Source organism: Thermococcus paralvinellae (genome assembly GCF_000517445.1).
Lineage (GTDB): Archaea > Methanobacteriota_B > Thermococci > Thermococcales > Thermococcaceae > Thermococcus_B > Thermococcus_B paralvinellae.
Genome location: NZ_CP006965.1, coordinates 423,502 through 441,207, shown reverse-complemented (window position 1 = coordinate 441,207; position 17,706 = coordinate 423,502). Strand labels below are relative to the sequence as shown.

17 protein-coding genes are annotated in these 17,706 nt (G+C 39.4%); 6 read left to right on the top strand and 11 right to left on the bottom strand.

Annotated elements, in window-relative coordinates; genetic code table 11:
- Positions 1-2 precede the first annotated feature (2 nt).
- Positions 3-1,271 carry a UbiD family decarboxylase gene (locus TES1_RS02455; protein ID WP_042679901.1) on the bottom strand — a complete coding sequence of 423 codons (1,269 nt, stop codon included), beginning with the start codon at positions 1,269-1,271 and terminating at the stop codon, positions 3-5.
- A 111-nt stretch (positions 1,272-1,382) separates the two neighbouring features.
- On the opposite strand from TES1_RS02455, the gene TES1_RS02450 reads away from it, so the two are divergent.
- Positions 1,383-2,747, top strand: a complete 1,365-nt coding sequence (locus tag TES1_RS02450) for a DEAD/DEAH box helicase (protein WP_042679899.1) — start codon at positions 1,383-1,385, stop codon at positions 2,745-2,747.
- On the opposite strand, the gene truA is transcribed toward TES1_RS02450, so the two are convergent.
- Positions 2,742-3,542 (bottom strand): tRNA pseudouridine(38-40) synthase TruA, encoded by an 801-nt coding sequence (truA, locus tag TES1_RS02445; RefSeq protein WP_042679896.1) that lies wholly within the window; start codon positions 3,540-3,542, stop codon positions 2,742-2,744. The genes TES1_RS02450 and truA overlap by 6 nt on opposite strands.
- Before the next feature lie 288 nt (positions 3,543-3,830).
- On the opposite strand from truA, the gene TES1_RS11155 reads away from it, so the two are divergent.
- Positions 3,831-3,956: a hypothetical protein gene (locus TES1_RS11155; RefSeq protein ID WP_265100804.1), complete on the top strand. Its 126-nt coding sequence runs from the start codon at positions 3,831-3,833 to the stop codon at positions 3,954-3,956.
- Here TES1_RS11155 and TES1_RS02440 read toward each other — a convergent pair.
- The 4 genes from TES1_RS02440 to tdh form a co-directional block, all read right to left on the bottom strand.
- Complete coding sequence (locus TES1_RS02440) at positions 3,946-4,371, bottom strand: hypothetical protein (protein ID WP_042679894.1); 426 nt, start codon at positions 4,369-4,371, stop codon at positions 3,946-3,948. The two genes, TES1_RS11155 and TES1_RS02440, sit on opposite strands and share 11 nt — an antisense overlap.
- A 21-nt stretch (positions 4,372-4,392) precedes the next feature.
- Entirely contained in the window at positions 4,393-6,072 is a 1,680-nt protein-coding gene (pheT, locus tag TES1_RS02435) for a phenylalanine--tRNA ligase subunit beta (protein ID WP_042679892.1), read from the bottom strand.
- Positions 6,073-6,082: 10 nt separating this feature from the next.
- A complete protein-coding gene (pheS, locus tag TES1_RS02430; protein WP_042679890.1) occupies positions 6,083-7,594 on the bottom strand; it encodes a phenylalanine--tRNA ligase subunit alpha in 1,512 nt (503 codons plus the stop codon).
- Positions 7,595-7,670: 76 nt separating this feature from the next.
- On the bottom strand, positions 7,671-8,723 hold the full coding sequence (gene tdh, locus TES1_RS02425; RefSeq protein WP_042679888.1) for an L-threonine 3-dehydrogenase: 1,053 nt from the start codon (positions 8,721-8,723) through the stop codon (positions 7,671-7,673).
- A 298-nt stretch (positions 8,724-9,021) separates the two neighbouring features.
- Between tdh and TES1_RS02420 the strand changes: the two genes are divergently transcribed.
- The 3 genes from TES1_RS02420 to hmgA all read left to right on the top strand — a co-directional run bounded on the left by TES1_RS02420 (position 9,022) and on the right by hmgA (position 11,422).
- Positions 9,022-9,264, top strand: a complete 243-nt coding sequence (locus TES1_RS02420) for a TRAM domain-containing protein (RefSeq protein WP_042679886.1) — start codon at positions 9,022-9,024, stop codon at positions 9,262-9,264.
- A 153-nt stretch (positions 9,265-9,417) separates the two neighbouring features.
- Positions 9,418-10,170 (top strand): MinD/ParA family ATP-binding protein, encoded by a 753-nt coding sequence (locus tag TES1_RS02415; protein WP_042679884.1) that lies wholly within the window; start codon positions 9,418-9,420, stop codon positions 10,168-10,170.
- 25 nt (positions 10,171-10,195) lie between these two features.
- Entirely contained in the window at positions 10,196-11,422 is a 1,227-nt protein-coding gene (gene hmgA / locus TES1_RS02410) for a hydroxymethylglutaryl-CoA reductase (NADPH) (protein WP_042679882.1), read from the top strand.
- Here hmgA and TES1_RS02405 read toward each other — a convergent pair.
- The 5 genes from TES1_RS02405 to TES1_RS02385 all read right to left on the bottom strand — a co-directional run bounded on the left by TES1_RS02405 (position 11,419) and on the right by TES1_RS02385 (position 16,410).
- Complete coding sequence (locus TES1_RS02405; protein WP_144080586.1) at positions 11,419-12,078, bottom strand: hypothetical protein; 660 nt, start codon at positions 12,076-12,078, stop codon at positions 11,419-11,421. The genes hmgA and TES1_RS02405 overlap by 4 nt on opposite strands.
- A gap of 143 nt (positions 12,079-12,221) precedes the next feature.
- Complete coding sequence (locus tag TES1_RS02400) at positions 12,222-12,848, bottom strand: hypothetical protein (RefSeq protein ID WP_042679877.1); 627 nt, start codon at positions 12,846-12,848, stop codon at positions 12,222-12,224.
- A 58-nt stretch (positions 12,849-12,906) separates the two neighbouring features.
- Positions 12,907-14,796 (bottom strand): Glu-tRNA(Gln) amidotransferase subunit GatE, encoded by a 1,890-nt coding sequence (gene gatE, locus TES1_RS02395; protein ID WP_042679876.1) that lies wholly within the window; start codon positions 14,794-14,796, stop codon positions 12,907-12,909.
- A complete protein-coding gene (gene gatD / locus TES1_RS02390) occupies positions 14,796-16,115 on the bottom strand; it encodes a Glu-tRNA(Gln) amidotransferase subunit GatD (protein ID WP_042679874.1) in 1,320 nt (439 codons plus the stop codon). The genes gatE and gatD overlap by 1 nt, the downstream gene beginning before the upstream one ends.
- Before the next feature lies 1 nt (position 16,116).
- Positions 16,117-16,410 (bottom strand): transcriptional regulator, encoded by a 294-nt coding sequence (locus TES1_RS02385; protein WP_042679873.1) that lies wholly within the window; start codon positions 16,408-16,410, stop codon positions 16,117-16,119.
- Positions 16,411-16,519: 109 nt separating this feature from the next.
- Here TES1_RS02385 and TES1_RS02380 point away from each other — a divergent pair, with 109 nt between their 5' ends.
- Positions 16,520-17,704 carry a tRNA pseudouridine(54/55) synthase Pus10 gene (locus TES1_RS02380; protein WP_042679871.1) on the top strand — a complete coding sequence of 395 codons (1,185 nt, stop codon included), beginning with the start codon at positions 16,520-16,522 and terminating at the stop codon, positions 17,702-17,704.
- Positions 17,705-17,706 lie beyond the last annotated feature (2 nt).

Below are 17,706 nucleotides of genomic sequence, written 5' to 3'. Positions count from 1 at the left end.
GGTCATAATTTAGCCTTCTCAAACTCCTCCTTTTTATCCAAGGGCTTCGTTGCATCAATTCCCCACTTTGCTGTCAAGCTTTTTTCAGCTGAAGGGTCAAGAGAACTTCCTCTTGCGTTAGGAACTATCACCATATCCCTATCAGCTTGAAACCTCGTCGCTATTGCCCATTCAACTTCTCTGTCATCATAGATGTTTATATCCTCATCAACAACTACAACGTGCTTTAATGATGGATGTCCAGAGAAAGCCGCTAAGATTGCGTTTTTGCCGTCTCCTTCATGCTGCTTTGTTATGCTAACTACCGCGTGGAGCCACATACATCCACCTTCAGTTAGTCTAACCCCATGCACTTTGGGAACAACCCTTTTCACGCTCTTGTAGATTTGAGGCTCTTTTGGAAGACCCATGAGCATGTAGTGCTCATAACCTCCAGGCAAAAGGGCATGGAAAATTGGATTGTCAACGTGATACATCTTCTCAAAAATCACAACAGGCTGCTTTCTAACGTAGTCATAAGTGCCAGTTATGTCAACGAAAGGACCTTCATCAGTCAGCTCCGGAAGAATCTTTGCCTCAAAAACAAACTCACTCTCCGCTGGAACTTCAATACCGTTGACGTTGACAACTTCAAGCTTTCCACCAAGAGTTTTCTCTTTTATGGCCGAAGCAATATTAAGCTCACTCTTGCCGTATTCCACGCTCGTAGCAGCGGCAAGCAAAACGTAGATTGGATTACCAACAATTATTCTGACATCAAGCTCTTCTCCTCTTTCTGCTTTCTCTTTCCACATTGCATACAAATGACGGGGAACAATTCTTATTGCTGCTCTCTTACCATCAATCACCATCATTCTATGGAAAGACATGTTTACAAAGCCGTTTTCATCTTTTGCAACAACAATAGCAGACGTGAAATATTCTCCCCCATCCTTCGGATAATACTTTGGAATCGGGAGTTCTTTAAGTGAGAAATCTTTAGTTCTGTTTCTCATGAACTCCGCCTTCTCAATTAACTTGTAATCATGAAGATTATCCATTGCGTACTCCATAACGTGCAGAATTTCCTCCTTTTTAATGCCTAGGTATTTTGCTATTCTCTCCCTCGTGCTCCAGATGTTGCCGGCAACTTCCCATCCATTAACATCTTTGAAAAGAACGGGCTTGGTCTTGTATTTGAGCAGATACCTTGTAACTTCAAGGTTCTTGTTGACTGGTTTTTCAATAGTAACAACATCATCCATAAATTCTTCAATGATTTCCCTTAACATAACACCACCCTTCCTAATTATGTTAAATTACTTTTATCCTTTCTGCACAAATTTGAGCCAAAAAGTCTATAAAGAGTTTTTTCCAAAAGTGTCTTTTGATTGACGATGTCCATGGTAACGTTACGAATTCCAAATAAAAGTGCAAAAGTCATTATTGAGAAAGCAGAACCAAAAGTCTACTTCATGATTTATGAGGCCCTAAGCTACAAGAGAGATTTCGGCAAGTGGGAGAAGCCCGAAAGCTTGTACGATCCATATGAAAAATCATTCCCTGTAGGGTTAATTCCGAGAGTTAAGAGGCTTTTGAATTCTAAGGGGTATCGTGTGAGGATTATAGATGAACGTGAAGTTGAGGGCATCAATCTGAACTCAGAGTGGAACGAAAAGTACAAGCTAAGAAGATATCAGCAGAAAGCCGTTAGAAAAGCAATAAAGGCAAAGATGGGTGTTCTTGCATTGCCTGTTGGAAGCGGAAAAACAGTTGTAGGTTTGAGAATTGTTCATGAGCTTAATCTTTCAACCCTTATAGTTGTTCATACTAAAGAGCTTCTTTATCAGTGGAAAGAAAAAGTTGAAGAAGTTCTTGGGGTAGAAGCTGGTATCGTTGGAGATAATAAGTGGAGTGAAAAGCCCGTAACTGTAGCCATGATTCAAACACTCCTATCAAGAGGAGCCGACAAACTCAAGCTCCCCTATGCTATAGTGATTTTTGATGAGTGTCACAGAACTTCAGCTGCTGAAAAGTTCTATCAGCTTGGAATGTCTCTACCTCAAGTCTATCGTTTTGGACTCTCAGCTACACCTTGGAGAAGAATCAGAGGAGAGGAGATAAAGATTGAGGGAGCAATAGGGCCGATAATTTACGAAGTTAAGGCTGATGAGCTGATTAAGGAAGGCTTTTTGGCAAAGCCAAAGTTTGAGATTATTAGATATGAATCAAAGATGCCTGCCCTAGCTGAGAGGTATAAGGAGCTTTATGAAGAGATGATTATGGAAAACGAGGAGAGAAACAAAGCTATCGTTGAAAAAGCTATCGAACTTGCAAAAGAAGGACACAGAGTCTTGATTGACGTTAGAAGAATTGACCACGGAGAAATCCTGATGAAGATGCTCAAAAAGAGAGGAATTAACGCTGAGTTTTTAAGTTCCCAAAGCCCCAACAGATGGGAAATCTTTGAAAAGTTTAAGAATGGAGAAATTCGAGTCTTGGTTTCAACCCTGCTTAAAGAAGGAGTTGATATACCAGAGATTTCCGCTATAATTTTAGCTGGTGGCGGAAAGAGTGACATAATGACAATCCAGACAATTGGAAGAGCACTAAGGCCGAAAGATGGAAAAGAGGCCGTTATAGTTGATGTTCAGGACGACGATCCACTATTATTCACTCACTTTATCGAAAGAGAAAAAGCCTTGAAGCATTATTATGGAAAGTTCTACGATAATAACATTTCCAGTAAAGTTAAGCAAAAATCATAGAAAAGACAAAAAATCCTTAAATATGCTAGTTCTAATCAAAGCATAGCTAAACTTTTCAAAAAATTCCTGTCTAATCTTTTTGAGTGAGTATTCATCAATTTGAAAATTTACTTTGTCATATTTTATCTCCCACAGAACAAGATTCTCCGGAGGTGCTGCAGGAAGCCTTTTATTAGTTTTTCTGTTTAGCATTCTCCTTATATCTTCAGCCTTAATAATACCAAGACCACATAGCTTTAATGCAGTTACAATTCTCCTGACCATCTCCCAGAGAAAACTCTTTCCTTCGATTTCGATTACAATAATGTCCCCTTTTGGGATTATTTCAAGCTTTGTTACTTCTCTTATTGGGTCTCTAAACTTTTCAAGCTTGGCAAAGGCAGAAAAATCATGAGTACCAACGAAAAGCCTACCACATTCTTTCATTGCATCTATATCAAACCCTTCATTAACTAAGTAGTAGCGGTAAATCTTACTTTTGGCCCAAAACCTTGGATGAAAATCCTCTGGAACTTGAGCAATTCCTAAAACCCAAACATCTCTTAAGTGATGATTTAAAATTCTCGGCTGAGCCAGTTTTGGATTTTCGGTATCGAATGCAACCACATTTCCAAATGCGCTGACTCCTCTATCTGTTCTTGAAGCTCCTTTGAAATTGGCTTTTTCTGGAGATTCAATCAGATTAAGTTTCTGGAGAACTTTAATTATCTCACCTTCTACTGTTCTCAGTTCAGGTTGTCGCTGAAACCCGTAAAATTTACTCCCATCATACGCTATTTTTAAGGCAATTCTCATACTTCTCGCCTACAATAAGATAACAAGCTTTAGTTATAAAAAATTTTTGGAAATACAGCGTTAATTTGGCTCGTTTAATTCGAAATTTTTGTGCATCAATGTATATAAATAAACATTTAAGTTTTTTCTCCAAACATCAATGTCTTTTATTATGTAAATCTTTATAAATGTAAAAGAAAAATATCCAAGACTATGCAAATATATCTCAAATTTTTCGAAACATTGACAATAAAACTGAGACAAAATTTAAATGCACATTAATGGATATCATTATTGGAGGTGAGAAGGATGGAGATCAAATGCGTAAGGGATAATGAGGTGTTGAGTGCCATCGAGAACTTTGAGATAATGCTTACCCAATTAATCAAAAGACTAGAGAGGAAAATAAAACAAAAGAAAAAGTTCAAGACTTAGTTTTTGGCTTTTTGGATTTCTCAGCCCTTCTTTGGTTTACCAAATCCCCCAAATATGCAAACCCATATAACGCCACTATTGTGCTAATAGCTAATCCTAAAATGTCTGTTATAGCTGCTTCAAACTGGTAAAGAGTTAATCCAAGGATTCCAACAGTTATAAGGAGAAGGGTCATCATGATTTTTATACCAAATTCCTCAACATAAATGATCAAACCAAATAGAAGCCATACAACTATTTCAAAGTAAATATAAGCATCTCGGACTTTTCCGGCTCTCCAATTCACTAAAGCAAGCCCAACTATTATAATCAAGAGAAAAAACCTGCCCCATTCTTTATACTTTTCCATCAATTTTGGCATATATAATCCAATTAAGAGACCAAGGACAATTGCAAAAAGCAAACTTAAATTCATAACACTCACCGAAAAATTAAGTTAAGAGGAAAGCTTGTAAAGAGGCTTTAAGAATACCTCAAATGCCGCAACAGGCATTTCAATTCCCCAGTTCTCTAAAACTTGCGGGTGAATTTCGCCAATTATACCAATTTCTTTCCCCTCAACAATTATCTTTCCAACTCTGCCAGGAATGAATGAGCCATGCTCTGTCTCTTCAAGCTCGTATTCAATGCCTAAGTGGTACATGACGCTGTCAAGGATTTCTTTGACCTCTGTGAATGTAACTCTTGGATGAGCTATAGCAACAGCTAATTTGCTCTCGCTCACTGTTTTTGTTTCCTTTGTTTCATCTATTAGAGTAGCCTTTCCAACTTCGAAAATTTTCTGCGGATATTCTTCATGAGTGTTTAAGCTAAGGAACTCCATCAGTGAAGGGATAAGCCACTTCCTCAATGCACTCCATCTCAAACTTACTGGATTTTCAATTTCGACTATCTCCTCTTCTGGAATGTTCATCTTGGTGAACTGGACTTCCTTGTTAGTAAGATTAAAGGTCATGACTTCTTGTAGTCCAAAGCCAATCATTAATTCTCTAATGGCATTCTCAAACTCAATAAAGTCATCTCCCTTTCCTTGAACAGCTAATTTTGGTTCTTCCGGTTCAATCTCGTTATAGCCGTAAGCAATGAGGACATCCTCCAAAACGTCACGGGCATGCATTATGTCGTCTCTAAACGCCGGATATTTGAGTTTGGCTTTTCCATTTTCAAGCTTTACTTCGTAGAACATCCTCTCTAAAAGCTCCTTAATCTGCTCATCACTCAGCTCGATTCCAGCAAGCTTTTTGATGTAATCAAGTTCAACTTCAAACTCTTTTGGAGTCAAATCAGGCGTTTCTATTTCAAAGTCTCTGTAAACAACTTTTACGCTCTTTATCTTTCCGCCGCGCTCTGCTAAAGCCGTAACAATAACATTCAAAGCAAGCATTATCTTGTTCAAGTCCCATCCAGTGATGTCTATGAATATGTTTCTTGTTTCCTCAGTAACTTTTCCATGGGTCTCTGAGTTTATAACTGGAGGCATAGAAAGAACGTTGCCCTCGCTGTCAACCAAAAGGGGATAATATGGCTTTCCTTTAATAAGGTGGCCATATTCAATTCCCTTCTCGTGTTTCTCAAGTATCTCATTTGCTGTCATCTCTTCCTCGCAGTTCAGAGGAATGAATTTTATCTTCTCTGGCTCAACCGCTTTGTAGTAGAATGGAGGCCTAAGCTTGTCAAAGTCAAAAGTTCCAATTGCAACTTCCCTTCTCTTTCTTCCAAAAGTCAGAGCAATTTTTTCTTGAAGTTGAATCAACTGCTTAAGTGCCTCCTCATCAAGCTTAACGTCCTCAACTAATGCATAGACTCCATAAGGCCTAATATCCTTAAGCTTCTCATCAACGTAAACAACAATGTCGCTCTTCTCAATTTCGTATTTTGGCAGACCCTTTTTCATTCCGAGTGCCCACTTTATCTGCCTTGCAATTCCCTCAGCACTCCACAAGTCGGGTCTGTTCGTATCTTTTGCATCGGCTTTGAAATAAATTTTGCCATTTTCTTCCCAGACATCATCAAGCTCGCATTTAGCGTAAAGGAATAAGTCTTCCCACTCCTCAACTGTAAAGCCCTTTCCAACCAAGCGTTCCAAATCAGCTTTAGCAACATCGAACTTTGGCATTTTGCCCACCTCACCAAATTATTTTAGCCTCTCTTAGCCACCTCAAGTCATAGCTGAAGAGGTACCTTATGTCGTCAATTCCGAGCTTAAACATCGCTAGTCTGTCAATTCCAATTCCCCAAGCAATCACTGGAACGTCAATTCCAAGGGGTTTTGTCATTTCCTCTCTAAAAATCCCAGCTCCTCCAAACTCAACCCAACCAAGTTCTGGATGTTTAGCGCTCATCTGAACACTGGGCTCTGTGAATGGATAATAATCAGGCAAGAACTTCACTTTCTTCGCTCCTGCAACCTCAGTAGCAAAGCGCTTGAGTATTCCAAGGAGGTGTTTAAAGGTCAAATCCTCCCCAATAACGAATCCTTCAACTTGGTTGAACTCTATCAAGTGAGTTCTATCTAAAACATCTGGTCTGAAGACTCTCTGAATGGCAAAGTACTTTCCTGGAATTTGAATATCTTTAGCTAACTGGCGAGCACTTAATGCTGTTCCATGTGCCCTTGGCATTAGCATCATGGCCATCCTTGGATCCCATCTATAGCCCCAGCCTCTTGAGCCAGTTATCCAGCCGTGCTCATGAGCAGCTTTAACCCTTTCAACAAGCCCTTCCTCTGGCAAGAATCCATACTTTGGATACTTAAGCTGATAAGTGTCTGTCCAGTCTCTTGCCGGATGATTTTGAGGCTGGAACAGAGCATCAAAGTTCCAGAATTGGGTTTCAATTAAGCTCTCAGCAGTCATTTCAATAAAGCCCATCTCAATGAGCTTTCTTCTAATCTTATCAAGAAAAGCCCTATAAGGCTGCTTTTTACCCGGATAAATTCTCTTAACTGGTGCCTTGATGTTGAAGCGCTTGAACTCAACGCTCCTCCAATTGCCGCTCTTTATGAGCTCGGGTGTAAGGATTGAGACTTCTTCTTTAAGTTCCAAGCCTTTTTCTGCTAGCCTAAGCCCCTCTTCTGTTATCTCAACTTCTCTCTCCGTTTTAAGCTCGTCCTCTGCAATTTTTCTTCTCTTGAGCTCGTTTAATGATATTAATCCTTCAATTTCTTTGGCCTCAAGTTCACCTTTTTCAGCAAGAATTTTGAGAACTTTATCTATAGGTCTGTCTTCATTTAAGGCTGCTTTGCCTTTCTCTGTAATCTCGAGAACAAGCTTTTCGTTTTCTTTTCTAACTGTAGCCCAGCCTTCTCTTCTTAGAATTCCAACTATCGGCTTAAGCTCATCATCGCTGAGAACTTCCCTTAATTCATCAAGCACAACTTTGCCTCTCTCAACAAGAAGCTTTAGAGCCCTTCTTTCAGGAAGTCCAATTTCAGCGTACCTTTTACCAGTTTCCGTTAGCTTTACAATCTTCTTCTGCTTTTCGTGAAGTTTTGCAAGCCCCTTGCTTTGAAGCCACAAGACAGCCCTCATGACTGCAACTTGATCAAGCCCGGTTTCCTTAACCAAGTCCTCAAATTTTACCCTTCTTAAGTCCTTAAGCTTAATGAGAGTTAATTTTTCCTGATAACTTAGTTCCATAATATCCCCTCCCGCAAAAAGTTGGTGTGCATTTACTTAAAAATTGCGGTTAGAAAATAAACAGAGAAAAGAAAGTTCACTTTTTGTGTGGGAAGAATACAACTTTACCAGTTTTTCCTGCACGCATAAGCTCAAAAGCCTCTTCAAACTTGTCAAAACCTTTGTACTTATGGGTAATTATTGGGTCTAGGTTGAGTTTTCCGCTCTGGAGCAGTTTTGACACTGTGTACCAGGTTTGCCAGAGATGTCTTCCGGTTATTCCATAAACTGTGAGTGACTTGAAGATTATCAAATTGTTAAAGTCGAGTGAGACATTCCTTGGGAAGAGTCCAAGCAGAGAAACTCTCCCTGCCGGAGTTACTGCCTGCAATCCCTGTTCAAGGGCTTTTGGGGCACCGCTGAATTCGAGGAATACATCAACACCATTGCCATCTGTTAAGTCTCTAACTTCCTTGACGACATCTTCTTCAAAGGGATTAATAACAACATCAGCGCCAACTTTCTTTGCTAATTCTCTTCTGAAGTCGCTTGGCTCGCTCACTATTACGAGAGAAGCTCCTGCGGCTTTTGCAACTGTTATGCCAAGTAACCCAAGAGGTCCAGCTCCCGTTATAAGAACAGTTTTTCCAGTGACAGGCTCTGCTAAAACAGTATCAACAGCATTTCCTAGTGGTTCTTGGAGGGTTGCGTATTCTGGTGGAATATTCTTGGGATTTTTCCATGCATTCTGAGCTGGGACTATAGCATACTCAGCAAAAACACCATCACTATCAACACCAAAAATCTTTGTATTTTGACATACGTGATAGTTTCCAGTTTTACATTGGTAGCACTTGCCACACACTATGTGAGTTTCTGCGGAGATGTAGTCTCCAACCTGTATGTCCTCGACTCCTGGACCAACCTCTATAACTTCCCCTGCAACTTCATGTCCCATAATTTGAGGCGGCTTGATTCTGGTCTGAGCCCACTCGTTCCATTCATAGATATGCAAATCAGTACCACAAATGCTAGTTGCTAAAACCTTAATGAGAACTTCCCCTTCTTTTGGCTTAGGAACATCAATTTCAACAAGCTCTGCACCGTAAGCTGGTTTAGTTTTCATAATAGCAACCATTTTATCAGCCATTTCTATCATCTCCATAAAACGCTTACATGAATATCTAAATGGAAATTTGATATAAACTTTTTGTGCAAAGAACAAAATTGTTTTCGGTAATAAACGATAATATTCCAAATCTCTTGTATCGGAGAGCAGACAACTTTGAAGATTTTGCTACTAATTATGAATAAAATTCAAGCATTATAATAAGAACCTTGTAATTTAAACAATAAAAGTTTTGAAAAAACACAAAGATACTACCAAAAGGTTTAAATAGCACCAAAGGTAGCCTTTAAATGCACACATCTCTGTGGTGGTGTCTGAGTTGGAGAATAGAAAGTTTGGTGGAAAGAGATTTGATAGAGGCAAGTCAAGAGGTAGACAACCTCCAGTTAAGGTTGGAGAAAGATATAAAGTCAAGATTGAAGCCCTTGGCAAGGGTGGAGATGGCATAGCAAGAATTAAAGGATTTGTCGTGTTTGTTCCCAAGACTAAAATTGGGGATGAGGTGGAAATTGTCATAAACTCTGTAAAGCAGAAATTTGCCTTTGGAGAAGTTATTGGGTAAATTTCCATTTCTAACTTCTTTTTACGACTTTTTGCACGTTAGCTAATGGTGAATTAGAAAACCTTATATTCTATGAAAGATAGAAAAACTTAGAATGCAGCTTAATTTATTTAAACCCTTATTAATATTAAAATTGAGGAGTGTGCATCTCATATGGTTGTTGTAGTAGTCACGGGGAGAGGAGGAGCAGGTAAAACTACAACAACTGCCAACCTGAGTACATATTTTGCTCAGAGAGAATATAGAGTTCTTGCAATTGATGGAGATTTATATTTACCGAACCTTGGGTTTCATTTTGCACTTGAAAATGTCAACTATACCCTTCACTCAGTCTTGAAAAATCCAGATCTTGATCCTGAATGGGCAATCTATAAACATCCCTTAACAGGAGTTTACGTAATGCCCGGGAGCTCAAACTTACAGGAGGTTCTAGGGATTTCTACCAAGAAACTAAAAAGTATTGTAGAACAATTAAAAAATAAGTTTGGTATAATTTTTGTTGATTCTCCAACTGGAATACCCTTTGATACCCTTCCAACATTTGAAGTTGCAGACTATCAACTCATAGTAGTTGAAATTGAGCGTTCTCCAATATACTCATTTGAAAAAATGGTGGAGAACGAAATAGAAAAGCTCAAGGCATTAGGCGATGAATATGACTTAAAAGTTGGTGTGATCTTTAATAAAGTTAGGGAATCTCAAGATGTAATTGCTAAAATTGTAGAAGCAGTTGAAAGCGAGCTTAATGTACCAGTTCTTGGTGTAATTCCATATGATGATGTTGTTCCTGAATCTGTTAACGTTGGAATTCCCGTTCTTGTTTATAAACCAAAAAGTGATGCTGCACTTGCTTTTTACGAAGCTGGTCAGGTAATGGAAGAATGGATATTTGAATTCGAAAAGTGAGACAACTATTTTTGGAGGTGTTTTAATGAACATTGAGGAGATTATTGAAAAAGTTGCAAATGGACAAATAAAACTCCATCAAGTCGAAAAATACACCAACGGTGACAAAAAACTCGCAACAGAAATCAGAAGAAAGGCCCTTGAAAAGAAATTTGGAATAAGTTTAAAGCACGTAGGTCACTACTCAATTGATCCAAACGAAGTTATTGGAAAAAATATTGAAAACATGATTGGTGTCGTTCAAATCCCAATGGGTGTTGCTGGACCGCTTAAGATAAATGGCGAATATGCCAAAGGAGAATTTTACATTCCATTAGCTACAACAGAGGGAGCACTGGTTGCATCAGTGAATAGAGGGTGTTCAGCTTTAACAGCTGCTGGAGGAGTAAAAACAACAATTATTAACGACAAGATGACGAGAGCGCCCCTACTAAAGTGCCCAGATGCAAGAAGGGCAAGAGAAGTTGCAGAATGGGTGAAAGAGAATATAGACTATCTGCAAGAAGTTGCTGTTTCAAAGGTTACAAGACATGGAAAGCTTAAAGATGTTAAGCCATTTATAGTGGGCAACAACCTCTATTTAAGATTTGAATTTGAAACTGGCGATGCTATGGGCATGAATATGGTAACGATAGCGAGCGAGGAAATAATGAAAGTCATTGAAGAAAAGTTCCCAGATGTTAGATATCTTGCTCTGTCTGGAAACTTATGTGTCGATAAGAAGCCCAACGCAATTAATTTCATTTTAGGTAGGGGGAAAACTGTTATAGCTGAAGCTGTTATTCCAAGAGAAATCGTTGAGAAAAAGCTTAAAACGACACCTGAGCTAATAGCAGAGGTCAATTACCGCAAGAACTTAGTTGGCTCTGCACAGGCTGGAAGTTATGGATTTAACGCTCATTTTGCAAACATCGTTGGTGCCATTTTCTTGGCAACAGGTCAGGATGAGGCGCAGATTACAGAAGGTGCTCATGGAATAACGTTAGCAGAGGTAACCCCAGAGGGAGATTTGTACATAAGCATAACGATGCCAAGCTTAGAGATTGGAACAGTCGGCGGAGGGACAAGGGTCCCACCTCAGAGAGAAGCGTTGAGCATTATGGGCGTCGCTGGAGGGGGAGAACCGGCTGGAACAAATGCAAAGAAGTTTGCCGAGATAGTGGCTGGAGCAGTCTTAGCCGGAGAACTTTCACTCTTGGCAGCAATAGCTGCAAAGCACTTGGCTAAGGCTCATAAGGAGCTTGGCCGTTAAAGCTCTACCCATTTTATTCTCATTTTCCCTTTCTTCACAGCTTTTTCAACTGCTTTTTCCCAGTATTTATAAGAAACTTCGTTTATCGGTTTTCTAACTTTTCTCGGCATAAGAAAGTAGCCAAGAGCAACAAGGATAACAGCCCCAAAAAGGTATCCGATCCAGCGATTATGGAGATAGCTTTCGGTTACCCCACCAACTACCATCATCATAAATCCCGATAGGACATAGACAGCGAGTTCTTTTCCTAATCTCTTCCGACCTTTTTTCCTGATATCGAGCCCATAATAAGGTATCTCATCGAGTTTGTCTTCTGCAAGAAGTTGGAGAAAGTCTTCAAAGGCACTCTTTATCATTCCAAAAACTCTGGGTTTAACACCCTTTATCGCAAGATACTCATTCTCAGGAGCTTCATAAACGTATATAATCCTCTCCTCAGAGCGAACGTCAAAGACCTCAAGTGGAATTATGTTCTTTCCTTCAAGTTTTCCAAGAAGAATTTTGAAGCTTTCGGGTGTTGGATTCTTGAACTCGAGTGCGGAAGGCAGCATTTCCCTGACTTGTTCTGGAGCAATACCTTCAAGGCGGTAATATATTACCGTAACGCCAGAAAGTTTCGATTTCAATGCTTTCCTAATTCTTCTGGTCATCTTCATCACCGTATTTACTACTTTATATGTGTACAAAAATTTATCTCTTACAATTATGACTAAAGTCTTAAAAGTTTGCCACCCAACTCTATTTGAGGATGATGACTTTTTCCCTCACTCTGAGCTGTGATGAGGAGCCGATGCACTGACTACTCTTCCCAGCTTTTCTCTTTGTATCCCCTTTTAATTCCCTGAATCGCAGAAATGAGTGCACCAGCCCAGATCAGATAATTAAACAGGTCTTTCAAGGATTTTGTATCCCCTGCAATATATGTTATGACAAATGGCGCAAACCCAATTAAGATTTGAAGAACAGTTAAAAAACTCAATCTGAACTTTTTAGAGAATTCACCGCTTGCAATTCGTTCTAAAACTTCTTCAAGAGCTTCTCTTCTCTTGACTATAAACACACGATATAAATCCTTCTTTTCGAATTTTATCCTTTCTGCACTTGGAAACACATAAAACCATCTGCTGATACCATCTGTTAGCTCAACAACATAAATCCTTGGCAGATTATTTTTTAGGCACTTCTCAACCGCTAGGAGCAAATTTATGTCATCTGGCTCAATAAGTCTTGCCGGAGAAAACTCCTTAAACCTCATCTCGAGCTCTTTAGCAGCTTCACCTACAGTTTTATCATCTTTTGTTTTGATCCTAACATAAACTAATCTAAACTCCTCTTTTTTCAGCTTTTTATTCTTTGAGGATTCCCTAAGACCCTTTTCCCATCGCTTTCTTGATATAGGAATTGTTGGAGAAGTTGCTATTGGCATTTGCTCACCAAAATTACTTTATGGGTTGGTACTTAAAAATTTATTGAAGAAAAGAAAATTAAGAGCTAAGCTCCTGAATCTTCTTCCTGACTAATTGACTGACGAGCTTACCATCAGCTTTGCCCCTGAGCTTTGCCATAGCCCTTCCCATTATCATACCCATTGCTCCCATTCCCTTAGCTTTGATAACATCAATGTTCTGCTGAACTATCTCGTCAATGATTCTCTCTACTTCCTCTTCACTGAGAAGGGTAAGTCCTTTCTCCTCTGCAACCTGAAGAGCTGTCTTTTTTGGATGTAATGCCAACTCTTTGAATATCTCTTCAAACGCCTCTTTGGCAATCTTGTTGTCAAGGTAAAGCTTAAATGCCTCCTTGATGTGCTCATCGGTTATGTTCTCAATTGGGACTTCTTTCTTCAGACCTTTAAGAACAACCACAAGGATTGACGCAGCTAATGAAGGCTTAACACCCATCTCAATAAGCTCCTCAAACAGCTCATCCCTTTCATCATCGACCAGTGTTTTGGCTAAGCTCTTGTCAATCTTGAACTCCTTGACATAGCGCTCAACCTTAGCTTGTGGAAGCTCCGGAAGGTTAGCAAGGATTTCCTCCTTCATTTCTTTCGTTATGAGTATAGGCGGAATATCTGTCTCTGGGTACATTCTCGCTTTACCTGGCAGTGGACGCATATATTGTGTGTTTCCATCTGGCAGGGCTCTCCTTGTTTCTTCTGGAACTCCATGAAGTGCTTCTTTAGCCCTTTGAAGGACTTCTCTCAAAGCTTTCTTGGCTGTCTCTTCCTCGGCCGCAACTAGAACAAAAGCGTCTTGCTCTCCTAAGCCAAGTCTCTCAATGACTGCATTAACTTCCTCTTGCGTGATTCCATAATTAGGTAATTCATCAATGTGGAATATTCCTTTAACATATTTCTTCGCCCTGTCTGCCATTTCTGTACCCAATCTTCTTCCTGGTTGAATTTCATAACCAATGAGCCCTCTGAACTTTGGAAGCTTTAATGCAAGAACCTTTCCACCTTTCTTAATGGTTTTTGAGATAATCTTTGATTGGGTGTTCTCGAAGATGTCGGTGACATCATAGAACTCTTCTTTCAATTCTTCCTCACTTGCCCTTCTCTTCTTGAGTTCATCACGAATCTTAAGGAGGTTTAGTTGCCTTAAAACTTCACGCTCAATAATGATGGGTATCATGTCCAGCTCCTGGACACCTTTAATTTCAATCCTTGCACCACCTTTAATTGAAACGTTCAAGTCTTGTCTGATTGTTCCCAGACCACGCTTGACTTTTCTTGTTGCCCTCAAGGCATCCCCTATGTATTTGGCAACAACCTTTGCTTGTTCTGGGTGGTGAATATCTGGAGTTGTTGCAATTTCAACTAATGGAATTCCCAAACGGTCAATCCTGTAAATCACTTTGCCATCTTCCCTCTCAATTATTCTCGCAGCATCTTCCTCCAGACAAATTGTTGGAATTCCAACGCTACCCCATGGAGTATCAACCTTTCCGTTCATCGCTATTATTGCAGTTCTCTGGAAGCCCGAAACGTTGGATCCATCAATAACGATTTTACGCATGAAGTGAACCTCATCAACGGGAGTAGCGTTGAGAAGGTATGCAATTTGAAGAGCTACTCTTAAAGCTTCTTCATCCGGCATGTGAGGTGGCTCTTCGTCCATGTAAACTAAATCACTGAACTCGTAGTTTCCTTCATAAATGTAAATCCTCCCCTTTTTGAATTCCTCTAAAGCCGCTTGATCAATCTCTCCGAGCTCACTCATTGTTGGTCTTAACTTTCTCTGAAATGTAAAATCAACTTCTTCATGAAGCTCACTTGGCACAGGTGAGAACAGCTTTTTAGTATCAAGCTGTCTATGAATCTCCAATCCTACTTTAAGCCCAAGCTCTTTGTAATTAAGTTCCATCATCATCACCTCAGATATGTATCAAATCTTGTGTAAGGTGTTATCTCACCCGCATAGTTCGTTAGCATCATCTTTCTAACTTCTTCAAGATTCTGAGTGTGTCCAAGAACCCAGATTAGCTTTACATAAGCTGTTTCTGGAAGCATGTCTTCACATGGAATAACTCCGGCTTTGAGAAGCTTTCTACCCGTTGAATAAACGTTCATGTTTATCCTCCCATAGATACACTGACTTGTCATACAAACTGCTACCCCTTCTTGGACTGCCCTTTCGATTGAGGGTATAAGATGAGTCGGTGTATGTCCTAAACCTGTTCCTTCTATAACAATGCCCTTGTAACCCTTATCAACGAAGAAATCAATGATCTCGCTTTGCATACCTGGAAATGACTTTACAAGAGCAACTTTCTCCTCAACTTTATCATCTACCCAGACCTCGGAATTTGTTCTCCTCCTATAATCATCTCTAAGGAACTCTATCCTCCCATCACTCCAAATCTTGGCTATTGGGATATCATTTATGCTTCTAAAAGCATCTCTTCTTGAAGTGTGCATCTTCCTGACTTTTGTACCTCTGTGAGCTAAACAATAAGTATCACCAGTTTCACCATGCATAACAACGGCAACTTCACCAAAATCAGCAGTGGCCATCCTAACTGAACAGATAAGATTCATTGCAGCATCACTTGAGGGTCTATCGGAGCTTCTCTGCGCACCAACTAAAATAACAGGCTTTCCTAAATCTCTTAGCATGAAGCTTAATGCCGCTGCGGTGTATCCCATTGTATCTGTTCCGTGTCCAATGATAACTCCATCCTCTCCTTCATTTAAAGCCTTGGCAACCTCATGAGCAATCTTAACCCAGTATTCTGGCTTCATATCTTCACTGAGAATGTTCATAATGAGATTTGGAGTTATATTAGCTATTTCAAATATCTCCGGAACAGCTAAAGCTAATTCCTCAGCTGTAAATGCCGGATGAACAGCACCAGTTTTATAATCAATCTTTGATGCAATTGTTCCACCGGTTCCAAAGATTGTAACGTTGGGCAAGTTCGGCTTCTTAGGCAAAAGAGCCTTGAATTTTCTCACTTCTCTTGGCTTAGCTTTTTCAAGAACTTTAATTTCAACTATCTGATCAACAAGAATTCCAATGTTGTAACCATTGTCGAGCTTTAATGTAAGTGTTTCTCCCTCTGAAAGCTCATAAGGGGGCATTACTAAACCTCTGTAGATACTGTGACCTCCATTTTCTTTTTCAACAACTTCGACGTAATCTCCTGGATTTACTCCCTTCTCTTTCATAAAAACCTCAACTTTTCTCATCTCATTTCACCCCTATCTTGAATCTCGGCTCCTCAATCCACTGGGACTTACAACGAGGACATTTTGAAGGAATGTTTATTTCAGCCCTAAATATGAATCCACATTTCCTGCAAACAGCAGGCTGAATGAGTAGAATCTTCCCTTCGCGCTTTAATATCTTAGAGATTGCTTTTAAATCCTCAAGAACTGCTTTTTTACTACCCTTTCCTCTCATATCAAGCATCATGGCTAATTCACTAACACTGTAATCTCTTTCCTCCAAAAGCTTTATTATCCTCTGCCTTCGAGTCATCATTGGCATCAAAGCTAATTGACAACATTAGGATATAAAGCTTAAGGTTGGACAGATGACATATTAAAAGCTGAAAATCCCTTTCACATTGAATATTTGACAGGTGATGAGAGTGATACTTGAAAAGTCAGAAAAAATCTTGGAAAAGTGCAGCCTATGCAACAACTGTCTTGGAAGAGCCTTTGGCATGTTAGGCAAAAGTACCAACTATATTAGGGGAAAATCAATTAGATTAGTCCTCAATATGGAGCGAGAAGCAAGAGGAATGTCAACTTTTGAAGAGCCTGAGAAGTGTGAGCTCTGTGGAAATATCTTCAAAAAAACTGAATACTTCGCGAGATTGTGTTATGATAAAGCCCAAAGGCTGGGAATTGAGTTTGAGAGCTTTCTTGTCGGCTCAAGATTTCCAAAAGAGATCATGGATAAAGAAAAGCAGCTATGGGAAGAGTTTGAGTTAGAATTTTCTGAACCAATTAACAGGGAATTTAACAGAGAAGTGGGAAAGTTTCTTGAAGTTCTCTTCCAAAAGCCCGTTGATAAAGAAAATCCAGATATTATTTTCATTATTGATCCCTATAATGAGAGGATTGAACTCCAGATAAAGCCATTATACATTTATGGCAAGTATAGAAAGCTTGTAAGAGGTATTCCCCAGACACCACTAAAGGGTTTCAAAGAGAGTGTTGCTTCAATAATTTGCAAGCCATTTTCAAAAGCAACAAAGGGTAAGTGCATCTTCCATGGAGCCGGAAGAGAGGATGTTGACGTTAGAATGCTTGGCAATGGGAGACCCTTTGTTGTAGAAATAAAGAAACCCATAAAGAGGAAAATTAACTTGGAAAAGATTGCCCAAGAGATTAATCAGAGCAAAAAGGTGGGGGTTCTAGATTTAAAATTCATTAACAGAGAGGAAATGAAAAAAATACTCACAAGTAATCACAAAAAAGAGTACGAAGCTCTTGTTTATATTGAAGAGGGTATAACAGCTGAGGATGTAAAGAAAGTTGTAGAAAAGCTCCAAAATTGCACAATTTACCAAAGGACTCCAAAGAGAGTTCTGAGAAGAAGAGCGGACATTGTGAGGGTTAGAAAAGTTTATGATGTTAAGGCGGAAATTATTGATAATAAGCATTTCAAGCTTAGACTAATCACAGATGGGGGATTATACATTAAGGAACTTATATCTGGAGATAATGGAAGAACAACTCCATCAGTCTCAGAAATCCTAGGAAAGAAAGCATGGTGTGAAAAGTTAGATGTGTTGAATATCCTAGATGATAAGGTGAAAACTTTATAAAC